Genomic DNA, 20,013 nt, shown 5'->3' with positions numbered 1-20,013 from the left:
CAGGCGTAGGGGTTAAAGCTACGATACACCCAGAAGCGCCCCACCTTGCTGATTGTCATTACGGACAATCCCTGGTGACAACCCAGAGGATTCAGCCCCTGTAGTCGATACGATGAATGCCGTACATCACCTTACCTCGGCGTCGCTCCCCCTCAAGTGCCGTCATCGGAAAACGGCTCCTCTGACACTCTACCTGGGCGACGCACCTCTTCTGGCTTGCGCACCGGGTGCGCAAGTAGGCTGTTAGGAATAGCCGGTAATCACGCTGCTGTCAACGTCCGGACGTTGAGGGATTTTCATCTTGCACCAGCGCAATCAACGTACAGGGCATCGCCGGGACGAAACCGGTACCAATGGGTTGCAGAGTGCCATCCTCCCGTTGGCTAAATAACGGAATAATACCCTGATTTTTTTCAATATATTCCAGCCAGCCAAAGTTTTCGTTCAGCTTGGTAGCCTTGATGGTGGCACCGTGGGCGATCAGGCTGCTTAACCGGCCGTAGGTGGCTTCTTGATTGAACAAAACTTCATGCCGACGGAAGCGCGAGCTTTCCCCACTGTTGCCACGGCCTTTCAACGGTGCACCGGAGCGGATGGCGAATACCTGTCCTTCGCCAAAAATATGGCCGAAGTGATAGACCGCTAACGCATTCTGATGGCGGTTAGGCGACAGCGCCAACACCTGCGCGGTATCGCTGAGATCGAGGTAGTTCTCGGCATGCTCGGAGTAAGCATGCCCATAATAGGCGGGGATACCGTCCATGCGCGCCTGACGGTAATACTCCCAGCTGCTGTCAGTGACGATCACCGGGATATTCATTTTTATCAACGCCTGCGCCAGCATACGCGCCACGCTGTTGGCGCCGACGATCAACACCCCGCGCGGTTTTTGCTGCTGCACCCGCAGCCAGCGTGCCATCATGCTGCTGGTCAGGCTTTGCAGCACCACGGTACCGATGATCACGGCAAATACCACGGTTACCAGCCGATCGGCTCCCGGGTAGCCACTACGCTGCAAGGTCAGGGCGAACAGCGAACTGACCGCCGCGGCGACGATGCCGCGCGGCGAAATCCAGCACAGCAGCAGCCGATCGCGCCAGTGCAGGGAAGAGCGCCAGGTCGACACCGCAATACACAGCGGTCGGGCGATAAACTGCACCACCAGCAACAGACCCAGCAGTGGCCAGCCCATATTCCACAGCGCCTGGATATCAAGCCGCGCCGCCAAAATGATAAACAGCGCTGAAATCAGGATCGCCGACAGCTCTTCCTTGAATGCCAGTATGTCGCTGGTATCTACATCGCGCATATTGGCCAGCCAGATACCCATTACCGTGACGGTCAGCAGACCGGACTCGTCGGCAATAGCGTTGGACACGCCAAAAGCGGTCAGCATGATCGCCAGCACCGCCAGGTTCTGCAGGTAGCCCGGCAACCAGACGCGGCGCAGCGCCAGACCCAGCAGGTAACCGAACAGCGCACCGGCCACCAGGCCGACGGCAGCGGTGATCCCCAGCGTGTAGAACAGGTGGGTGTAAGACTCGGAATGTTGTTTCAGTACGATAAATTCAAACACCAGCAGGGTGAAGATAGCGCCGACCGGGTCGATCACTATGCCTTCCCAGCGCAACACCTGGTTGATATTGGCGTTGGGCCGTACCACTCGCATCAGCGGGGCGATGACCGTCGGGCCGGTAACCACCGTGACTGCACCGATCAGCGCGGCCAGCTCGGGCGGAAAGTCCAGTAGCCACCAGCAGGCCACGCCGATCACCAGGAAGGTCATCAGCATGCCGATGGTCACCAGGTTGCGCACCACGCCACCGAGGCCACGTATTTCCTCGACCCGCAGCGTCAGCGCTCCTTCAAACAGAATAATGGCGACAGACAGCGACACCAGCGGGAACAGCAGATCGCCAAACAACGCGTCCGGTTGAACCAGATGCACCACCGGCCCCAACACCACGCCAAACACCAACAGCGGCAGAATGGCCGGCAGGCGCAACAGCCAGGCCAACCACTGCGCCAGCAGTGAACTCAAGCCAATAACCACTAACATCAACGGGGCAGATAATTCCATAGTCATGTCCTTCGTGTTTCAAAGCGCAGCCTGCTGGCCGCGCATCCTTCGCCTAATTACGTCAATGACGTGGTGATAACCTGACACAGTTTAGTGACAGTTAACTAACCCTGATAACAGGCTGTTATCCAAAAGTATAGGGGAAGAGCTGAAACGATGCGGCGGCGTTTGACAGTTAGCGCCTATCGCAAGAAAAGAGATCATAATCACAGTCGAACAGGCTACAATCGGACAACCACGTCACCTTTATTCTCAAGCCTAAGAGTGTTGCTATGAAAAATATCAATCCTAGTCAAACCGCTGCTTGGCAAGCCCTGCAGCAACATTTTGAACAGATGAAAGATGTGCAGATCAGCGATCTGTTTGCTCAGGACAGTGAGCGTTTCTCCAAGTTCTCCTCCACCTTCAACGATCAGATGCTGGTGGACTACTCTAAAAACCGCATAACCGCGGAGACCCTGGAGAAGCTGCAGGCACTGGCGAAAGAGACCGATCTGCAAAGCGCGATCAAGTCTATGTTTGCCGGTGAGAAAATTAACCGTACCGAAGACCGTGCGGTGCTGCACGTTGCCCTGCGTAACCGCAGCAACAGCCCGATTATTGTGGACGGCAAAGACGTAATGCCGGAAGTGAACGCGGTGCTGGCCAAAATGAAACAGTTCTGTGACCGCGTGATTGGCGGTGACTGGAAAGGTTACACCGGCAAGGCCATTACCGACGTGGTGAACATCGGTATTGGTGGTTCGGATCTCGGCCCTTATATGGCGACCGAGGCGCTGCGCCCTTACAAGAACCACCTGAATATGCATTTTGTCTCCAACGTTGACGGCACCCATATCGCCGAAACGCTGCAGCCGCTGAACCCGGAAACCACCCTGTTCCTGGTGGCGTCCAAAACCTTCACCACCCAGGAAACCATGACCAACGCCCACAGCGCGCGCGACTGGTTCCTGAGCACTGCCGGCGATCAAAAACACGTAGCGAAACACTTCGCGGCATTGTCTACCAACGGCAAGGCAGTGGGTGAGTTCGGTATCGATACCGCCAACATGTTCGAGTTCTGGGACTGGGTCGGTGGTCGTTATTCCCTGTGGTCGGCGATTGGTCTGTCGATTGCACTGTCACTGGGTTACGAGAACTTCGAGCAGCTGCTGAGCGGCGCGCATGCGATGGACAAACACTTCGCGCAAACCCCGGCGGAGCAAAACCTGCCGGTGCTGTTGGCGCTGATCGGCATCTGGTATAACAATTTCTTCGGTGCAGAAACCGAAGCTATCCTGCCATACGACCAGTACATGCACCGTTTTGCCGCTTACTTCCAGCAGGGCAACATGGAATCTAACGGTAAATATGTCGATCGCAACGGCAACCCGGTGGATTACCAGACCGGCCCGATCATCTGGGGCGAGCCAGGCACCAACGGTCAGCACGCGTTTTACCAGTTGATTCACCAGGGGACCAAACTGGTGCCTTGCGACTTTATCGCACCGGCCATCAGCCACAACCCGCTGAGCGACCACCACGCCAAACTGCTGTCGAACTTCTTCGCGCAGACCGAAGCGCTGGCGTTCGGCAAGTCGCTGGACGTGGTAGAAGAAGAGTTCGCTGCACAGGGCAAAACGCCGGAAGAGGTCAAGCACGTGGCGCCATTCAAGGTGTTTGAAGGCAACCGTCCGACCAACTCCATCCTGCTGCGTGAGATCACCCCGTTCAGCCTGGGCAGCCTGATTGCGCTGTATGAACACAAGATCTTCACCCAGGGCGCGATCCTGAACATCTTCACCTTCGATCAGTGGGGCGTGGAGCTGGGCAAACAGCTGGCTAACCGTATCCTGCCGGAGCTGGCCGGTGACGAAGCAGTCAGCAGCCATGACAGCTCAACCAATGCACTGATCAACCGCTTCAAAGCATGGCGTTAATTACCGCCTGAATTGATGCCAATAAAAAACCCGCCGCGGCGGGTTTTTTTACGTCTGAATGATTACAGATTGATCGGCACTTCGAAACTGATGCCTGCGCCCACGTCGTCGGCGGTGCTGGCGTTGTTATCGGTGTACCACAGGCTGGTGTCAAACTTGACCTGTGAATCGAAGTTGTAACCCCAGCCCAACTGAATGCCTTTCAGCGTGTCGGATTTCGGGAATGCCTGGTTAATCGACTGGCTGTTCGGGTTCACTTTGGCGTACACCAAACGGGTGCTCCAGCGTTGGCCGTCATCCAGGACCATTTCTACACGGCCGGACAGCATCTGCCCGTCGCCACCCATCGCATGACCCAGCGGATAGCCTTGCTGGTAGTAGCCGCCTTTGTAGGTGTAATGGGTGTAAACATAGTTTTTACGGTTCATGTCGGCGCGGGTATCAGCACCTTCGATATACCAGTTGATGGTGGTTGGGCCCCATTCCGGGTGACCTTCCAGGCCCAGCAGATAGGTGTTTTGCGACGGCAGCATGCCGGCTTCATCTTCACCCACCAACTGACCGTACAAACTGACCGGCAGGCCAATCAGCGGCTGCATTTTCAGCTTGAAGTCGAAACCGGCAAGCTGGTTGCCCGGATCGTTGCCCTGGCCGGAATCATCGTTGTCATTGCCTGAAAACGCATCCCAGAAGGAGCTCCAGGACTGCGGACGACCCTCACCGCCCCATTGCATGATGCGCGAAGCACCCAGCTCGAGGAAGTTGGTCGGCATCATGGTCAAACGACCGCCGATCAGTTTGGTGTGTGGTACCGAAGAATACTGTGACAACTGGCCAGCAGTAAGTTGATACTGCCAGCGGCCAATCCACGACAGCCAAGGGGTTTCAAACGGCGATTGGTCGGCGCGCTGCAGCATAAAGCCGGCAACCGGGCGTGCGGCATCGGAACGGATCAGGCTGCCGTCATAGCCCGGCCCCCACCATTGGGATACTTCACCGAAGGATAACCACTGGTTCCAGACTTTTACTGCGCCGTAGGAGCCATTCATGTTGAATTTGGAGCCGTCGCTGATGCGTTGATCGCCCTCAACCGATCCCTGGACGCGCACGTCCCAGAACTCGCCGTTGGCACCGGCACCGACGGTCAGGTTTTGGTCTGCATATTGGTTCTGACCGAAGCCCTGCGGCGTGCCCGGCTTGTCGGTGGCAGCGTAGCCGCTGACGCGAATATTGGCTTTTAAGTCACCGACGCGGCGTTGAACGCGGTCGAGGACGTTTTTCTCGGTATTGGTTACCGGCTTGGCCAGGGAAATAACGGAGGTGATTTCTTCCTGACTCAGCGGCCAGGTCGACAGGCTGACGTTGATGACGCCGCGATCGGACAGCCAGGCCAGGTCATTACGCAGATCATTATCAGGGGTGACCAATCCGCTGGCATGACTGCTTAATGCACAGGTAAACAGGCCTGCGGCGACCAGTCCGTTAAGTTTAGCGCGCATAAATAAATATTCCCTTGTTAATTCGAGTTGTTTGTTTTATGTAAAGATCTATGACCCATCATAGTTGACATTTCAATTTGCTACAAATATATCCATATGAAACATTTATTTATAACAGTATGAATAGTATTAATTTTTTCCTGGCTCCGTGCGGTTATTAATTTTTAAGATAATGCCTATGTTAGGATGCGCGGATAACTACAGTGGTATTGATGGGGAATATTTATGGCAAAAACCTCCCGCTCGGTGACGATCGCCAAAGGGTTGCAACGGGTGTTGAATGTTGGACTGCTGCTGCTGGCAGCGATCCTGATCGTCTTTTTGGTTAAAGAAACCATTCATTTGGCGAAAGTCTTGTTTGTCAACAACGAGGAGTCGACGTCCTATCTGCTGATTGAAGGGATTGTGATTTACTTCCTCTACTTTGAGTTTATCGCTTTGATTGTGAAGTATTTTGAGTCGGGTTATCACTTTCCGCTGCGTTACTTTATTTATATCGGCATTACCGCAATTATCCGTTTGATCATTGTGGATCATGAAAATCCAATTGATACGCTAATTTATTCAGCCGCGATATTGTTACTGGTGGTGACGCTTTATCTGGCCAATACCGACCGCTTAAAAAGAGAATAAATGGGCATAAAAATGGCGGCCCATAGGGGCCGCCGAAGACACAGGTATAGAGCGAAGTACAGCAAACGCATTACAGTGGCAAAAACCCTTTAACCCTTGACCCCCCCGGCCGTCAGGCCCCCAACCAGCCAGCGCTGTGCCAGCAGGAATACGGCGGTAATCGGAATAGCTGACAGCACTGCCGCAGCGGCAAAGTCGCCCCACAAGTAGTTTTGCGGATTGAGATATTGCTGCATGCCCACCGCCAGCGTGTAGCTGTTGACGTCACGTAACAGCAGCGAGGCGACCGGCACTTCGGTGATGGCGGCGATAAACGACAGAATAAACACCACCGCCAGAATCGGCACCGACAACGGCAACAGCACCAGACGGAAGGCTTGCCACGGGCTGGCACCGTCCAGCGCTGCGGCTTCCTCCAGCGAATTATCGATGGTCTCGAAATAGCCTTTGATGGTCCAGACGTGCAGCGCGATGCCGCCCATATAGGCGAAGATCACCCCACCGTGGGTATTCAGGCCGATAAACGGGATGTATTGGCCCAGGCGATCGAACAGGGCGTACAGCGCCACCAGTGACAACACCGCCGGGAACATCTGGAAAATCAGCATGCTTTTCAGCAGCGTGCTTTTACCGCGAAAACGCATGCGGGCAAAAGCGTAGGCGCAGGTGGTAGACAGCGTAACGATGCCGATGGCGGTGATCACCGCGATCTTGATCGAATTCCACAGCCACAACAGTACCGGGAACGGCGGTGGGGTCACGCTGCCGTCTGCGTGCGTCACGCTCATGCCGAGCGCCAGGCGCCAGTGATCCCAGGAAATTTGCTCCGGTATCAGGCTGCCGGTGGCGAAGTTGCCAGATCGCAGCGAGATAGTGATCACCATCAGCAGCGGGAACATGATCAGGGCGATAAAGCACAGCATCAGAGTATGGGTCATCCACAGGCGCAGGCGCTGGGATTTGGGTTGGACCATAGCCATTATTTTTCTCCCTAGTCGAAGTTCATCTTGCTGGCTTTCAGATTCAGGATCGCCAGGGCGCCCACCAGCAGGAAGATCAGCGTGGCAATTGCCGCCGCCAGCCCAAAGTCCTGTCCGCCGCCGCCTTCGAACGCGATACGGTAGGTATAGCTGACCAGCAGGTCGGTATAACCGGCCGGTGTGGTAGTCCCGATCATATCCGGTCCGCCGTTGGTCAACAGTTGGATCAGCACGAAGTTATTAAAGTTGAAGGCGAAGCTGGCAATCATCAGCGGCGTTAGCGGCTTAATCAGCAGCGGCAGAGTGATGCGGAAAAAGTTCTGCATCGGGGTAGCGCCGTCCATTGCCGAAGCTTCGTACAAATCGTCAGGGATCGCCTTTAACAGCCCCATGCACAGGATCATCATGTACGGGTAGCCCAGCCAGGTGTTGACGATCAAAATCATGCTCTTGGCGGTGATGGGGTCGCTGAACCAGGCCGGTTTGATGCCGAACAGATGGCTGAGCATCATGTTGATTTCACCGAAACTTTGGTTGAACAAGCCTTTGAAAATCAGAATCGAAATAAATGACGGCACCGCATAGGGCAGTATCAGCATTACGCGATAGATGGCTTTGCCTTTCAGCGCATCCCACTGCACCACGCAGGCCAGCACCATGCCTACCGCCACGGTGAGGATCACGGTCATCACCGAGAACACGATGGTCCAGATAAAGATCGACACGAACGGCTTCTTGATGCCTTCATCCTGCAGGACGCGCAGGAAGTTTTTCCCACCGATAGTCACGGTGTAGCCTGGGCTGAGGGTCTCTTTGGCCCAGTTGCCGTCGGCATTTACCGCCTGATAGAAGCCAATCTCCGGGTTAGGCCGGTATTGAATATGGGTTTGCTGGTCGGTCAGCAGGTTGCTGTCCTTATCCAGTGCGTAAAGCGGGGTGGTGCCGGAAAACTGGCGCAGGGAACTCATGCGCAGCTCACCGCCGTCCGGTAACTGGGCTACCAGTTGGCTCAGCGCCTGGCGGTTTTGAGTGATCACCCGCAGCGTGGCGCGTTCGCCTGTCGGTTCGCTGCCTTCCTCAACCAGCTTCAGCGTTTGCGGTGCATTGGCATCAAAGCTGAAAGGCTGGGAAATCAGCTGTTGGCCGCTGTCCGGGTGGGTTAGCTGCAGACGCCAGCGTTGGTTTTCCGCCGGATACAGGCCGAAGGTAAAGGTCTTGCCGGTCTGGAATTGACGCTGCATCAGCACCGACTGGGCGCGCTCAAAAGTGAGCTGGTTGGTGCTGCTGTAGTTGGTAAAGGCGATGGCAATGGTACAAATCAGCGGAAACAGGACAAACAGCCCCATACCGGCGATGCCCGGATAAACGTAGCGCCAGGCGTAAGCACGGCGGTTGGCGAAGACGTAAAGCCCAGCGCTGACCAAGATCAGCGTCAGAATGGCAAACAGGTATTCACCCTGTGCATACATCAACACAATCAGATAGCAGGTAACCAGGCTGAACAGGCCGATGACCAGCCATTTCAGTATGTCACTCTGCCACCACTTCGACTTTTTGCGCGCAGGTGACCCGGCGTGAGCTAATTGCATAGGGCGTTCCTTTCTGTGGAGCTACAGCGGGGCGCAGGTCCGCACCCCGCACAACGTAGTGTGTTACTTGGTAATGCGGGTCTGTACGTCATCCAGTGCGGCTTTCACCGTCTGGCGGCCGCTGACGGCGTTGATCACCGCACTGCGTTCGGCGTACCAGAAGGCGCTCATCTGCGGGATGTTAGGCATGATTTCGCCGTTCTGTGAGTTTTCCATGGTGGCGGCAATCTTCGGATCTTTCGCCAACTGTTCCTGGTAAGACTTCAGCGCGACTGCGCCCAGCGGTTTGTCCTTGTTGACGTCCGCCAGCCCCTCGTTGGTCAGCAGGTAGTTTTCCAGGAATTCGGTCGCCAGCTCTTTGTTCGGGCTGGCGGCGTTGATCCCGGCGGTCAGTACGCCGACGAAAGGTTTGGACGGCTTGCCTTTAAAGGTTGGCAGCAGGGTCACGCCGTAGTTGATTTTGCTTTGTTCGATGTTGGACCAGGCCCAGGGACCATTGATGGTCATCGCAGTCTGGCCTTTGTTGAACGCGGCTTCGGCAATGGAATAATCGGTATCGGCGTTGATGTGTTTGTTTTTCACCAGATCGACGATGAACTGCAACCCGGCCTGTGAACCGGCATTGGCCACGCCTACGTCCTTGATGTTGTACTTGCCGTTCTCATACTTGAAGGCATAACCGCCGTCGGCGGCGATAATCGGCCAGGTGAAGTAGGGTTCTTGCAGGTTCCACATGATGGCGCTCTTGCCTTTGGCGCGCAGCTCTTTGTCCAGCGCCGGGATCTCTTCCCAGGTTTTTGGCGCCTGCTTGATCAGGTCTTTGTTATAAATCAGCGACAGTGCTTCTACCGCGATCGGGTAGCCAATCAGCTTGCCATCGTAGCGCACCGCGTCCCAGGTGAACGGGAACAGCTTGTCCTGGAAAGCTTTGGAAGGATGGATCTCGGCCAGCAGGCCCGACTGCGCGTAGCCGCCAAAGCGGTCATGGGCCCAGAAGATGATGTCCGGGCCGTCGCCGGTGGCAGCCACTTGCGGATATTTCTCTTCCAGCTTGTCCGGATGCTCGATGGTGACTTTGATACCGGTGTCTTTCTCAAATTTTTTGCCGACTTCGGCCAGGCCGTTATAGCCTTTATCGCCGTTGATCCAGATAACCAGTTTCCCTTCCTCGATCTTGGCGAAGGCGGAAGAAGAAAGCACCAGGGTGGTCAGAGCCGAAAGCACCAGTGTGCGGGCGGTGGTAAAGCTGCGAGTCATAATCCAATCCTTCTTTTTTATGGGCACGTAAATCAAGGAGAGAGGTTTCGCGGTAATAGTGGGTCACAAAGCGACACATTCTCATCCTCCCCCCCTCTACGCCCCAAGCCTGCGGAGTGTGATCCAGTTAACATTGCGCTCTATTCTGTGGTGTCAGACACAAAATAGGGGGACGATTTTTGCCAGGCAGATCACAGATTTGTCTTAAGCGTGGAACTTCTCACCGCCGCAGTCGTTCTCTCATCCTCCCATCTCCTCCCCCATGAAAAATCCTGTTACGGATGATTACCCTTTGTGGGGTTTACCGCACTATCGGCCACATTGATTTTCAACACCCAATGCAGCAGGAACCGGATTTATGTCGCCAATGCCTACCGCCACTCAGCCAACCCTGTACCGGATCCATCCGGTCAGTTTCCGCGATGGAAACGGGGACGGTGTAGGCGACGCTCGCGGCATGATTGCGGCATTGCCCTACCTGAGCACGCTGTCGATCGACGGCCTGGTATTGCCGCAGGCATTGGCGGCACAAGATGACGCCGCCGTCGCCGCCCAGGGGCTGGCACTGTGGTACTGCGATGGGCCAAACCACATTCGTCGCGCCGCAACGCCGCAACAGTACCTCCGCAGCCCATTGGCGCTGGAAGTGGTGCCTTTTAGCGTGGAGAAGCTGGTTGAGGTATTGAATGCCCGCCGGGCCACGCTGGCCGACAGCCTGTGGAGCACTGGTGATGCCGACCAGCCTCGGGTGGTCAGTCACTGGGGGCAGGGTAACTTGCGTTCCGCCGATGCTTTTTTGACGTTGCTGGCCATGCTGCCCGCGCCGATTTGTCTGTATCAGGGAGAGGAGCTGGGTCTGCCGCACGCGGCCGGTTTGCAGGATCCGCTTGGTGCACAAACGCCGATGCCCTGGCATGAAGCGCTGGAGCAAGTGACCGCCGGTGAGATCCACTGGTATCAGCAGGTGGCGATCGAACACCGCGCGTTGGCCATCAGCCGCCAACAGCATGACAACCACTCGACCTTACGTTACTGCCAGTCTCTGTTGGCGCTGCGCCGTTTGCCGGTGATCCAACAGGGTGATCTGAGCGCCATCAGCCAGCGTAATGGCGTAGTTCGCTTACTTATTACCCATCAGGATCAATGCCTTGAAGCGCTGATTAACCTGCAGCCTTATACTCAGGCGGCCGCGCCGTCTGAGGCGACCTTGCCACTGGCATGGCAGCACGGCGCGCAGCAAGAGGGTCATCAATGGGTTTTGGCGGGTTTTGCGTCCGCCATTTTTACACGAAACGTTAACTGCGAAAGCAGGGGAGTAACGCATGGCTAGCGTCACATTGCGCAGCGTTTATAAGGCTTTCGGCGAGACTGTGATTTCCAAGGACGTCAATCTGACGATCGATGACGGTGAGTTTGTGGTGTTTGTCGGGCCATCGGGCTGCGGCAAGTCGACGCTGCTGCGCATGATCGCCGGCCTGGAGGACATTACCTCCGGTGAGCTGATGATCGGCGATAAACGGATGAATGAGGTGCCACCGTCCGAGCGCGGCATCGGCATGGTATTCCAGTCTTATGCGCTGTATCCGCACCTGTCGGTGGCCGACAACATGTCGTTTGGCCTGAAGCTGGCAGGGGCTAAAAAAGCGGAAATCAACCAGCGGGTGAATCAGGTATCGGAAGTGCTGCAGCTGGCTCACCTGCTCGACCGACGGCCCAAAGCGCTGTCCGGTGGGCAGCGTCAGCGGGTGGCAATCGGCCGTACGCTGGTGGCGGAGCCGGACGTGTTCCTGCTCGACGAACCGCTGTCCAACCTCGACGCCGCACTACGGGTGCAGATGCGCATTGAGATCTCCCGTCTGCACAAGCGTTTGCAGCGCACCATGATTTACGTCACCCACGATCAGGTTGAAGCGATGACGCTGGCCGACAAAATCGTGGTGCTGGACGCCGGGCGTGTCGCCCAGATCGGCAAGCCGCTGGAGTTGTATCACTATCCGGCCAACCGCTTTGTCGCCGGTTTTATCGGGTCACCGAAAATGAATTTCCTGCCGGTCAAAGTGACCGCCGCAGAACCGCAACAGGTCCAGGTCGAACTGCCTAACCGCCAACTGGTGTGGTTGCCGGTCGAAGGCACAGAGGTACAGGTTGGCTCGAATCTGTCGCTGGGCATTCGCCCCGAGCATCTGTTGCCGGGTGATGCCTCTGAAGTTCGTCTGACCGGTGACGTACAGGTGGTGGAGCAACTCGGCAACGAGACGCAAATCCACATCCAAATCCCGGCAATTCGTCAAAACCTGGTTTACCGCCAGAACGACGTGGTGCTGGTAGAAGAAGGTGCAACATTCGCTATCGGCCTGCCGCCTCACCGCTGCCATCTGTTCCGTGAAGACGGTACGGCATGTAAACGGCTGCACCAGGAGCCGGGCGTTTAAAGCATCACAGTCTGTATAACAGGAGAATAATGATGACTACTCTGCGCAAACTTCCTCTGGCACTGGCAATCGCCGCTGGTGTTCTCACCACTCAGGCAATGGCCCTTGATTTTAAAGGCTATGCCCGTTCCGGCATTGGCTGGACCGGTAGCGGTGGTGAGCAACAGTGCTTCAAGGCCACCGGCGCCGACAGCAAATACCGTCTCGGTAACGAATGTGAAACTTACGCCGAACTGAAGCTGGGTCAGGAAGTGTGGAAAGAAGGCGACAAAAGCTTCTACTTCGATACCAACCTGGCTTACTCGGTTTCACAACGTTCTGACTGGGAAGATGTGACGCCAGGCTTCCGTGAAGTGAACGTGCAGGGTAAAAACCTGATCGAATGGCTGCCGGGGGCCAATATGTGGGCCGGTAAGCGTTTCTATCAGCGTCATGACGTCCATATGATCGACTTCTACTACTGGGATATCTCCGGCCCGGGTGCGGGTCTGGAAAACATCGATCTGGGCTTCGGCAAGCTGTCTGCTGCCGTGACCCGTAACTCCGAATCCGGCGGTTCTTACGGTTATCTGGATAATGAACTGGACCAACGCCCTACCGTCAACGACACCTTCGACGTGCGTTTGGCCGGTCTGGAGTTGAACCCGGGCGGTACCCTGGAGCTGGGCCTGGACTACGGCCGGGCTAACGCGCAGGACGGCTACAGCCTGGCTGACGGTGCCAGCAAAGACGGTTGGTTGGTGACTGCGGAACATACCCAGAGCATCCTGACCGGCTACAACAAGTTTGTGCTGCAGTACGCCACCGATTCTATGACTTCGCAGAACAACGGCCGTAGTCAGGGCTCCACCATCGACAACAACGGCAAGATGATCCGCGTGCTGGATCACGGCGCCATCGACTTCAACGATCAATGGGCGATGATGTATGTCGCCATGTTCCAGGATATCGATCGCGACAACAACAATGGCACCACCTGGTACACCGTGGGCGTGCGCCCAATGTACAAATGGACGCCAATCATGAGCACCCTGCTGGAAGCCGGTTACGACAACGTGAAATCTCAGCGTACCGGAGATCGCAACGGCCAGTACAAAGTCACCCTGGCGCAACAGTGGCAGGCGGGCAACAGCATCTGGTCCCGTCCGGCGATCCGCGTATTTGCAACCTACGCCAAGTGGGATGAGAAATGGGGTTACGCTAACAGCGATTCCGGCACCGGTTACACCTCAGGTACCGCGTACAACGACACCAGCATGCATACCTTCAGCCGCGGTAATGACGATGAAGTCACCTTCGGCGCCCAGATGGAAATCTGGTGGTAATGAGATAACGGGGAGAGCCAGGTGCTCTCCCCAACCTGTATTCGCCGACACCGTCTCTCTTGCCTGAGCCGCGTCGGATACCATGGGGTATAACAATGAAAAAGAATCTGCTGTCACTCTGCCTGTCACTGGCCCTTACCGTGGGCGCGCCACTGGTGGCCAATGCCGATACACCGGCCAATGTTTCCATCGCTCCGGCTATTAGCGCCAGCACGCTGCAAAGCCTGCCATGGCAACCGCTGGTACCGCCGGTCAGCCAGGACGTAAAACTGGATAATGTCAGCCCGCAAATTAATCAGGGTGACATTCAGGGCGCTATTGCCGCCTATACGCTGCCGGCCGATCGCGGCTCGCTGGAAGTCACGCTGAGCAGCATCAGCAAGAACAACGCCATTTACGCCCCGAGCGTACTGGTGCTGGATGAGCACCTGCGTCCGGCCGCCTATTACCCGAGCAGCTACTTCCCTTATCAGCCTCCGGGGGCAATGTCGTCCGATCGCCTTGAGGGCACGTTGAAACTGACCCCGGCGCTCGGCCAGAAACAAATTTATCTGCTGGTGTACACCACCCGTCAGGATCTGGCGAAAACCACCCAATTGACTAACCCGGCGAAGGCTTATGCGCAGGGCGTGGGCAACGCGGTGCCGGATATTCCGGATCCGATTGCCAGCCACAGCACCAGTGGCACCATCAAACTGAAAGTGACGGCTGAACAGGGCAGCGGCAATATCATGATCGGTATGCTGCAACCGGCACCGGCGGCGACGCCAGTGGTGGTGGGTTCCACCGCGGCGATTGCGGCTGCACCGACTCCGGCACCGGCACCGACCAAACCGGCGGAACCGATGCTGAATGACACTGAAACTTACTTTAACAACGGCATCAAACAGGCGGTGAAGGCGGGCGATATCGATAAAGCGCTGAAACTGATGAATGAGGCTGAAAAACTGGGTTCTACCACAGCGCGTGAAACGTTTATTGGCAGCGTGAAAGGCAAGGGGTAGTACCCGACGCTGCCGATGCTGGCTTGATGATTGGTGCGCCCCGGCGCACCTTTTTTCATTCGCGAGCTAGCGTTTCGCCGATCAACGCCAGCAGACGCGCGTTATCCACCTGCTGCATTATCCGCACTGGTTGGCCTTCGGGTTCCGGCATGCCGACCGTCAGGCGCAGACTTTCCGGTCGCCAGCGACGGGAGCTGCCTCGCGTCATGGCTCCTTCCAGCGCCACATCGACAAAATACTCCTCGGTAGTGACCAATTGCGGCTCCAGCAGCCAGGCGATGACCAGTGCATCATGGATCCAGCAACCCGGCAGATGGCGGGTATGGCGGGAATAGTCGATCCAGGGCTGGGTTGTGGCCCGCAGGTAGCGGCACAGCGGCGTGTCCGGCTGGGTCATCTGTAGCAGGTCTGCCTGGGTCAGCATGGTTTGCGTGGTGACGTCCAGCGGGGCGAGCGTGATGTTGGCACCGCTGGTCAGTACCTGCCGTGCGGCCTCTGGATCCAGGCCGAAATTGGTGTCCTTGATGTAGCCCTCGACGTTGAACACTCCCCCCATAATGACGATTTCCTTCACCGCCTGCGCCATCTGCGGGTACAGCTGCAGGGCATGGGCAATATTGGTCAGCGGGCCGATCGCCGCCAGGGTGATTTCGCCGGGGTGATTGCAGATCAGTTCGCCGATCGCGACGGCGGCGTTCGGTGCTGGTGTCGTTGCTGCTTGCGGATAAGGTGTATTACGCCACAGAGCCGCCAGCTGCGGATCGGTAATCGCACGATCCAGATGGGTGCGCCAGGGCTCTGGCGCTTCATTCAATGCTCGCGCCGCGCCTGCCACCACAGGTACCTGATAACCGGTTTGTTGTAGCAGATGGTTGGCCACGGCAAAGCCGACGTCGCGTGGCGTATTGCCGGCCACGATGCTGACAAGCTCCAGTGAGAGCTGCGGTTTGGCCGCCAGTGCCAGCGCCAGCGCCAGCCCGTCGTCAACGTTGGCACCGGGAATGCCGTTGCCGGGATCGCAATCAATAATCAAACGCATAGCAGTTACCTGAATCAATAAACTAGCAGCCGCACGATCGGCGGATATGCAGCTGGAAGGCGAACTCGTGCAGCTCTGGCTGCGCGGCACCGGCGGCCAGCATGGCGATGGCCTGCCTGGCCATGGCGTCGATCGGCTGTTCGACCGCACTGAGCGGCGGTACGCTGAACTCGGATTGCTGAGTGCCGTTAAAGCAAATGATAGCCAGATCGTCCGGCACCCGCAGCTGATGTTCCGCCAACGCCGACAGGCAGCCGAGTGCCTGCTGCTCGTTGGAGGTGAAGATGGCTCGCGGACGGGGCCCTTGCAGCATTTTCTGGCTGGCCTGATAGCCGCCCTGGCGGGTATAGGGCGCTTCAAAAATCCACTCTTCGCGCGGCGTGATACCGGCCTCGAGCAGGGCGTCGCGCCAGCCGTTCAGACGATCCTGTGCATTGAGCATGGTCAGCGGGCCAACAAAAATGCCGAGTTCCCGGTAGCCGTGCTGCAACAGGTGGCGTGTGGCCTGGCAGGCGGCGTCGCGTTCATTGACGCGAATGGCGCAGATGCCGGCATGGCTGTCGATGGTGTCGATCATCACGCAGGGGGTACCGGAGGCGCGGATCAGATCGAACCACGGATGGCGATCGACACTGGTGTACAGCAGCCCATCAACCTGACGGCGCAGCAGGTGGTTAATCAGGTCGTGCTCGCGCTGCCGGTCGTCGCCGGCGTCACCTAACAGCAGCACGCGGCCATGACTGAACGCCTCGCGCTGTAATGCCCGTGCCAGCGTGGCAAAAAACGGGTTGGAAATGTCGGGCACCACTAACCCATAGGTGAGGGTATTGCCGGAAGCCAATGCCCGGGCGATATCGTTCGGCCGATAACCGGTTTGCTCGATCGCCGCCAGCACCCGCAGACGGGTGGCTTCTGCCACCGGACGCGGGCCGTTGTTGATCACGTAGCTGACGACCGCAACCGAGGTGCCCGCTACGCGGGCGACGTCGGCACGGGTGATGCGCCGTGCGGATTGATTATCCAAGTTGGGTTCCTGTGCGCCCTGATCACACCGCGTCCTGCGGCAGGTTAAGATCGCGGCCGCGGGTTTCTGGTGCAAAGAAGGTAGTGATTAAGCCAATGCCTGCCATTACAACAAAATAGCAGGCGACAGGCCACCAGTGACCGAAACCGGCCAGCAGCGCGGTCGCGATCAGCGGTGCGGTACCGCCGGAGAGGATCGAACCCAGTTCCTTGGCAAACGCCATTTTTGAGTAGCGGTTTTTGACGCCGAACAGCTCCACGCCGTAGGCGGCCTGTACGCCAAAAATCCCCAGCGATGCGATGCACATGCCGACCACAATCACCGAAATCACTATCGCCGGTTCGCGACTATCGAGCAGCCAGAACGCCGGGAAGGCGTACAACACCAGCAACAGGCAGAACCAGCGGTAGGTAATACGGCGGCCGAAACGATCGGAAAGCCAACCCGCCAGGGGGATCACCAGGAAGCCGCAAAGCGAGGCGATCATTACCGCCAGCGCCGGCACCGATTTATCCACCATCAACACCTTGGCGACGTAGCCTACGATAAAGCCCTGGCACAGATAGGATGGGCCGTTTTCGCCAATGCGCAGGCCGAGCATGATCCAGAAGGCTTTGGTGCGTTGCAGGTAGCTGCGGTTATCCGCGGCAACGGGAGTGTTGTCCAGCATCCGCTGACGGTTTTGCTGTAGCTCGCGTTCAAACACCGGCGTTTCACGCACGTGACGGCGCAGGTACAAAGCACCCCCAGCGATCAGGATGCTGGCGAGGAACGGAATGCGCCAGCCCCAGGCGATCAGATCCGCTTTGTCCAACTGCAAGATCAACAACCACACCAGCGAGGCCAGCAGGGTACCGCTGTTGGATCCGATCGCAATGATTGAGGCGACCAGTCCCCGTCGTTTGGCCGGTGCGTATTCCGCCAGCATCACCGCACCGCCGGAAAGCTCGGCCCCGGCCCCGAAGCCCTGAGCAAAACGCAGGATCACCAGGCAGATGGGAGCCCAGACGCCGATTTGTGCATAGGAGGGGATCAGCCCGATCAGCGTGGTAGAAGCGCCCATCAACGCTACCGTGGTGAGCAGCACTACGCGGCGGCCCTTACGATCGCCAATCCAGCCGAAAACCAATGCGCCGATAGGGCGGGCGATAAAACCGACGGAATAGGTGGCGAAGCTGGCCAGCAGCGCCATCATGGGGGTGGCCTCGGGGAAGAACACGTCGCCGAATACCATGCCGGCCGCCAGGCCATACAGGGCGAAATCGACATACTCCATGGCCGTACCGAGCCAGCATGAGAAAGTGGCGCGCCAGAATTGACCGCGCCCTTCTTTGGTGGCCAAACGTTCATCGGCCGCCAACGTTTCGTCGGTGGCCTTTGGGGTTGCAAGCGTTGTTTCGCTCATGGCATTGATATCCTCTTTCGTCTGCGCCACACCTATGGCGTGATCGCGGTAAAGATGGTTTCCCTGGTGTCGGCAAGAAAGTTTGCTGACAAAGTGTCGGACTGATGGCGATTCAACGCTGCAGTACAAGGGTATCTACGCGCGTAGATAAAACAATGCTGCAGAGATGAAAGTTTGCTGAAGATCACAGAATTCCCATCGCTCCGGGGAACGAAGGTAAAGAAAACAGATGGCAGAAAGATGACATCGCGGTGCTTTTTCGGCGCGTATTTTGCTGCGTGTGACCCCACGAATCAGCCTGCCGCTTTTGAATTTCTGCGTTACAATGAGCGCCTGTTAACAGTTTGTCTGGTCTGGCGCGGCCGCAGGGCGCGGCGTCAGGCATGGAGTAGAACAATGTTTGGCAATAGGGATTCGATCCTACCGCCGCTGGAGTGGTTATCTGCGCAACATCCTCCGGTGCCCGCCGCCGTCAGCGACTGGCTGATGGAGCCCGGTTCCATGACGCGTCGCTTTGAACGCCACTGCGGGCGGGTGCACGTTGAGCCGCAGCGCGAATGTTTTTTGACCCGCGAGCAACTGGGTGAAGAGGCCGAACACCTGCCGGACAGCCCGCGCTATTGGCTGCGTGAAGTGGTGCTGTTGGGCGACAACCAGCCCTGGCTGTTGGGGCGCACGGTGATCCCGCAGGAAACGCTGACCGGCCCGGATCTGGCGCTGGTGGATTTGGGTACATTGCCGTTGGGCCGCTATCTGTTCGGCAGCGATGACCTGACCCGCGATTATATTCATATGGGTCGGCAAGATGCGTTGTGGGCGCGCCGCTCCCGCCTGCGACTGGCGGGAAAGCCGCTGTTGCTGACCGAACTGTTTTTACCGGCTTCACCGCTGTACGCTGCGGGCCGTGTAGACCCCGAATAATGAGGAGAGGAAATACCTTGGAGGGAAGCGTGATTCAAAGCAAATGGCAGGCTTATAGCCATCTGATGCGCATTGATAAGCCGATTGGCACCTTACTGTTGCTATGGCCGACGTTGTGGGCACTGTGGCTGGCGGGAAAGGGCGTACCGTCGCTGTCTGTTCTGGTGGTGTTTGTGGTCGGGGTCTTCATGATGCGTGCCGCCGGTTGTGTGGTGAATGACTATGCCGATCGCGCCGTAGATGGCCACGTAAAGCGGACTGCCGGGCGGCCGATGCCGAGTGGCCGGGTGAGCGAGAAAGAGGCCAAGATCCTGTTTGTGGTGCTGGTGCTGATCTCGTTTGGGCTGGTATTGACGCTGAATGCGATGACTATCTGGCTGTCATTGGCAGCGCTGGCGCTGGCATGGGCCTATCCGTTCATGAAACGGGTCACCCATCTGCCGCAGTTTGTGCTGGGCGCAGCGTTTGGCTGGGGCATTCCGATGGCCTATGCCGCCGTTAGCGAATCACTGCCGCTGAGCTGCTGGCTGTTGCTGCTGGCCAATATCTGCTGGACCGTGGCTTACGACACGCTGTACGCCATGGTTGACCGTGACGATGACCTGAAGATTGGCGTTAAATCTACCGCCATATTGTTTGGCCGCTACGACAAACTGATCGTCGGTTTGCTGCAGTTCGCCACGCTGCTGTTGATGCTGTGGGTCGGCTATCTGACGCAGATGAGCGGCGCTTTTTATTGGTCGCTGTTGCTGGCAGGCGCTTTGTTTATCCATCAGCAAAAGCAGATCGCCACCCGGGAACGCGACGCCTGCTTTAAAGCGTTCCTGGACAACAACTACGTTGGGCTGGTGCTGTTTCTCGGCATCGCGTTGAGCTACTGGCAGGGCTAACGATTTACAGCAATAA

Annotated in this window: 16 protein-coding genes and 1 riboswitch; of the genes, 8 read left to right on the top strand and 8 right to left on the bottom strand. The window is 57.3% G+C overall.

The window, feature by feature from the left end:
• Window positions 1–25: 25 nt before the first annotated feature.
• Window positions 26–219: riboswitch (Lysine riboswitch) on the bottom strand.
• A gap of 52 nt (window positions 220–271) precedes the next feature.
• Entirely contained in the window at window positions 272–2,080 is a 1,809-nt protein-coding gene (locus tag QOT07_RS22860) for a cation:proton antiporter (protein ID WP_099063610.1), read from the bottom strand.
• 272 nt (window positions 2,081–2,352) lie between these two features.
• On the opposite strand from QOT07_RS22860, the gene pgi reads away from it, so the two are divergent.
• Window positions 2,353–3,999 carry a glucose-6-phosphate isomerase gene (pgi, locus tag QOT07_RS22855; RefSeq protein ID WP_283603955.1) on the top strand — a complete coding sequence of 549 codons (1,647 nt, stop codon included), beginning with the start codon at window positions 2,353–2,355 and terminating at the stop codon, window positions 3,997–3,999.
• 62 nt (window positions 4,000–4,061) lie between these two features.
• On the opposite strand, the gene QOT07_RS22850 is transcribed toward pgi, so the two are convergent.
• A complete protein-coding gene (locus tag QOT07_RS22850; protein ID WP_283603954.1) occupies window positions 4,062–5,498 on the bottom strand; it encodes a capsule assembly Wzi family protein in 1,437 nt (478 codons plus the stop codon).
• A 225-nt stretch (window positions 5,499–5,723) separates the two neighbouring features.
• Between QOT07_RS22850 and psiE the strand changes: the two genes are divergently transcribed.
• Window positions 5,724–6,131, top strand: a complete 408-nt coding sequence (gene psiE, locus QOT07_RS22845; RefSeq protein ID WP_099063607.1) for a phosphate-starvation-inducible protein PsiE — start codon at window positions 5,724–5,726, stop codon at window positions 6,129–6,131.
• An 89-nt stretch (window positions 6,132–6,220) separates the two neighbouring features.
• Here the strand turns inward: psiE and malG are convergent, their stop codons facing one another.
• The 3 genes from malG to malE all read right to left on the bottom strand — a co-directional run bounded on the left by malG (window position 6,221) and on the right by malE (window position 9,957).
• Entirely contained in the window at window positions 6,221–7,111 is an 891-nt protein-coding gene (gene malG / locus QOT07_RS22840) for a maltose ABC transporter permease MalG (protein ID WP_112347184.1), read from the bottom strand.
• A gap of 11 nt (window positions 7,112–7,122) precedes the next feature.
• Window positions 7,123–8,700 carry a maltose ABC transporter permease MalF gene (gene malF / locus QOT07_RS22835; RefSeq protein ID WP_099063605.1) on the bottom strand — a complete coding sequence of 526 codons (1,578 nt, stop codon included), beginning with the start codon at window positions 8,698–8,700 and terminating at the stop codon, window positions 7,123–7,125.
• A 63-nt stretch (window positions 8,701–8,763) separates the two neighbouring features.
• Window positions 8,764–9,957, bottom strand: a complete 1,194-nt coding sequence (gene malE, locus QOT07_RS22830; RefSeq protein WP_037416088.1) for a maltose/maltodextrin ABC transporter substrate-binding protein MalE — start codon at window positions 9,955–9,957, stop codon at window positions 8,764–8,766.
• A 358-nt stretch (window positions 9,958–10,315) separates the two neighbouring features.
• On the opposite strand from malE, the gene QOT07_RS25875 reads away from it, so the two are divergent.
• From QOT07_RS25875 to malM, 4 genes are all read left to right on the top strand, one after another.
• Complete coding sequence (locus tag QOT07_RS25875; protein ID WP_346823274.1) at window positions 10,316–11,287, top strand: alpha-amylase family glycosyl hydrolase; 972 nt, start codon at window positions 10,316–10,318, stop codon at window positions 11,285–11,287.
• Window positions 11,280–12,389, top strand: coding sequence for a maltose/maltodextrin ABC transporter ATP-binding protein MalK (malK, locus tag QOT07_RS22815; RefSeq protein WP_099063603.1), 1,110 nt, complete (start codon window positions 11,280–11,282; stop codon window positions 12,387–12,389). The genes QOT07_RS25875 and malK overlap by 8 nt, the downstream gene beginning before the upstream one ends.
• Before the next feature lie 29 nt (window positions 12,390–12,418).
• Window positions 12,419–13,714, top strand: a complete 1,296-nt coding sequence (locus QOT07_RS22810) for a maltoporin (RefSeq protein ID WP_129936894.1) — start codon at window positions 12,419–12,421, stop codon at window positions 13,712–13,714.
• Window positions 13,715–13,809: 95 nt separating this feature from the next.
• Complete coding sequence (gene malM / locus QOT07_RS22805; RefSeq protein WP_283603953.1) at window positions 13,810–14,718, top strand: maltose operon protein MalM; 909 nt, start codon at window positions 13,810–13,812, stop codon at window positions 14,716–14,718.
• Between the two features lie 55 nt (window positions 14,719–14,773).
• Here the strand turns inward: malM and QOT07_RS22800 are convergent, their stop codons facing one another.
• From QOT07_RS22800 to QOT07_RS22790, 3 genes are read right to left on the bottom strand one after another with little or no spacing between them, the layout of a single operon-like run.
• Entirely contained in the window at window positions 14,774–15,757 is a 984-nt protein-coding gene (locus QOT07_RS22800) for a nucleoside hydrolase (protein ID WP_219017103.1), read from the bottom strand.
• A 22-nt stretch (window positions 15,758–15,779) separates the two neighbouring features.
• A complete protein-coding gene (locus tag QOT07_RS22795) occupies window positions 15,780–16,781 on the bottom strand; it encodes a LacI family DNA-binding transcriptional regulator (RefSeq protein WP_207977271.1) in 1,002 nt (333 codons plus the stop codon).
• Between the two features lie 22 nt (window positions 16,782–16,803).
• Window positions 16,804–18,186, bottom strand: a complete 1,383-nt coding sequence (locus QOT07_RS22790; protein WP_283603952.1) for an MFS transporter — start codon at window positions 18,184–18,186, stop codon at window positions 16,804–16,806.
• A 396-nt stretch (window positions 18,187–18,582) separates the two neighbouring features.
• Here QOT07_RS22790 and ubiC point away from each other — a divergent pair, with 396 nt between their 5' ends.
• Together ubiC and ubiA are read left to right on the top strand one after the other, a co-directional pair.
• Window positions 18,583–19,107: a chorismate lyase gene (ubiC, locus tag QOT07_RS22785; RefSeq protein WP_283603951.1), complete on the top strand. Its 525-nt coding sequence runs from the start codon at window positions 18,583–18,585 to the stop codon at window positions 19,105–19,107.
• Between the two features lie 17 nt (window positions 19,108–19,124).
• Entirely contained in the window at window positions 19,125–19,997 is an 873-nt protein-coding gene (gene ubiA, locus QOT07_RS22780) for a 4-hydroxybenzoate octaprenyltransferase (RefSeq protein WP_112347176.1), read from the top strand.
• Window positions 19,998–20,013 lie beyond the last annotated feature (16 nt).

Origin of the sequence: Serratia proteamaculans (assembly GCF_949794035.1) — a bacterium.
Taxonomy (GTDB): domain Bacteria; phylum Pseudomonadota; class Gammaproteobacteria; order Enterobacterales; family Enterobacteriaceae; genus Serratia; species Serratia proteamaculans.
This window is presented reverse-complemented; position numbering and strand designations above follow the sequence as displayed.

What these genes read in the sequence shown, in the direction of transcription:
- QOT07_RS22860 (WP_099063610.1), bottom strand. Translation starts at nt 2,080, where the DNA reads ATGGAATTATCTGCCCCGTTGATGTTAGTGGTTATTGGCTTGAGTTCA.
- pgi (WP_283603955.1), top strand. Translation starts at nt 2,353, where the DNA reads ATGAAAAATATCAATCCTAGTCAAACCGCTGCTTGGCAAGCCCTGCAG.
- QOT07_RS22850 (WP_283603954.1), bottom strand. Translation starts at nt 5,498, where the DNA reads ATGCGCGCTAAACTTAACGGACTGGTCGCCGCAGGCCTGTTTACCTGT.
- psiE (WP_099063607.1), top strand. Translation starts at nt 5,724, where the DNA reads ATGGCAAAAACCTCCCGCTCGGTGACGATCGCCAAAGGGTTGCAACGG.
- malG (WP_112347184.1), bottom strand. Translation starts at nt 7,111, where the DNA reads ATGGCTATGGTCCAACCCAAATCCCAGCGCCTGCGCCTGTGGATGACC.
- malF (WP_099063605.1), bottom strand. Translation starts at nt 8,700, where the DNA reads ATGCAATTAGCTCACGCCGGGTCACCTGCGCGCAAAAAGTCGAAGTGG.
- malE (WP_037416088.1), bottom strand. Translation starts at nt 9,957, where the DNA reads ATGACTCGCAGCTTTACCACCGCCCGCACACTGGTGCTTTCGGCTCTG.
- QOT07_RS25875 (WP_346823274.1), top strand. Translation starts at nt 10,316, where the DNA reads ATGTCGCCAATGCCTACCGCCACTCAGCCAACCCTGTACCGGATCCAT.
- malK (WP_099063603.1), top strand. Translation starts at nt 11,280, where the DNA reads ATGGCTAGCGTCACATTGCGCAGCGTTTATAAGGCTTTCGGCGAGACT.
- QOT07_RS22810 (WP_129936894.1), top strand. Translation starts at nt 12,419, where the DNA reads ATGATGACTACTCTGCGCAAACTTCCTCTGGCACTGGCAATCGCCGCT.
- malM (WP_283603953.1), top strand. Translation starts at nt 13,810, where the DNA reads ATGAAAAAGAATCTGCTGTCACTCTGCCTGTCACTGGCCCTTACCGTG.
- QOT07_RS22800 (WP_219017103.1), bottom strand. Translation starts at nt 15,757, where the DNA reads ATGCGTTTGATTATTGATTGCGATCCCGGCAACGGCATTCCCGGTGCC.
- QOT07_RS22790 (WP_283603952.1), bottom strand. Translation starts at nt 18,186, where the DNA reads ATGAGCGAAACAACGCTTGCAACCCCAAAGGCCACCGACGAAACGTTG.
- ubiC (WP_283603951.1), top strand. Translation starts at nt 18,583, where the DNA reads ATGTTTGGCAATAGGGATTCGATCCTACCGCCGCTGGAGTGGTTATCT.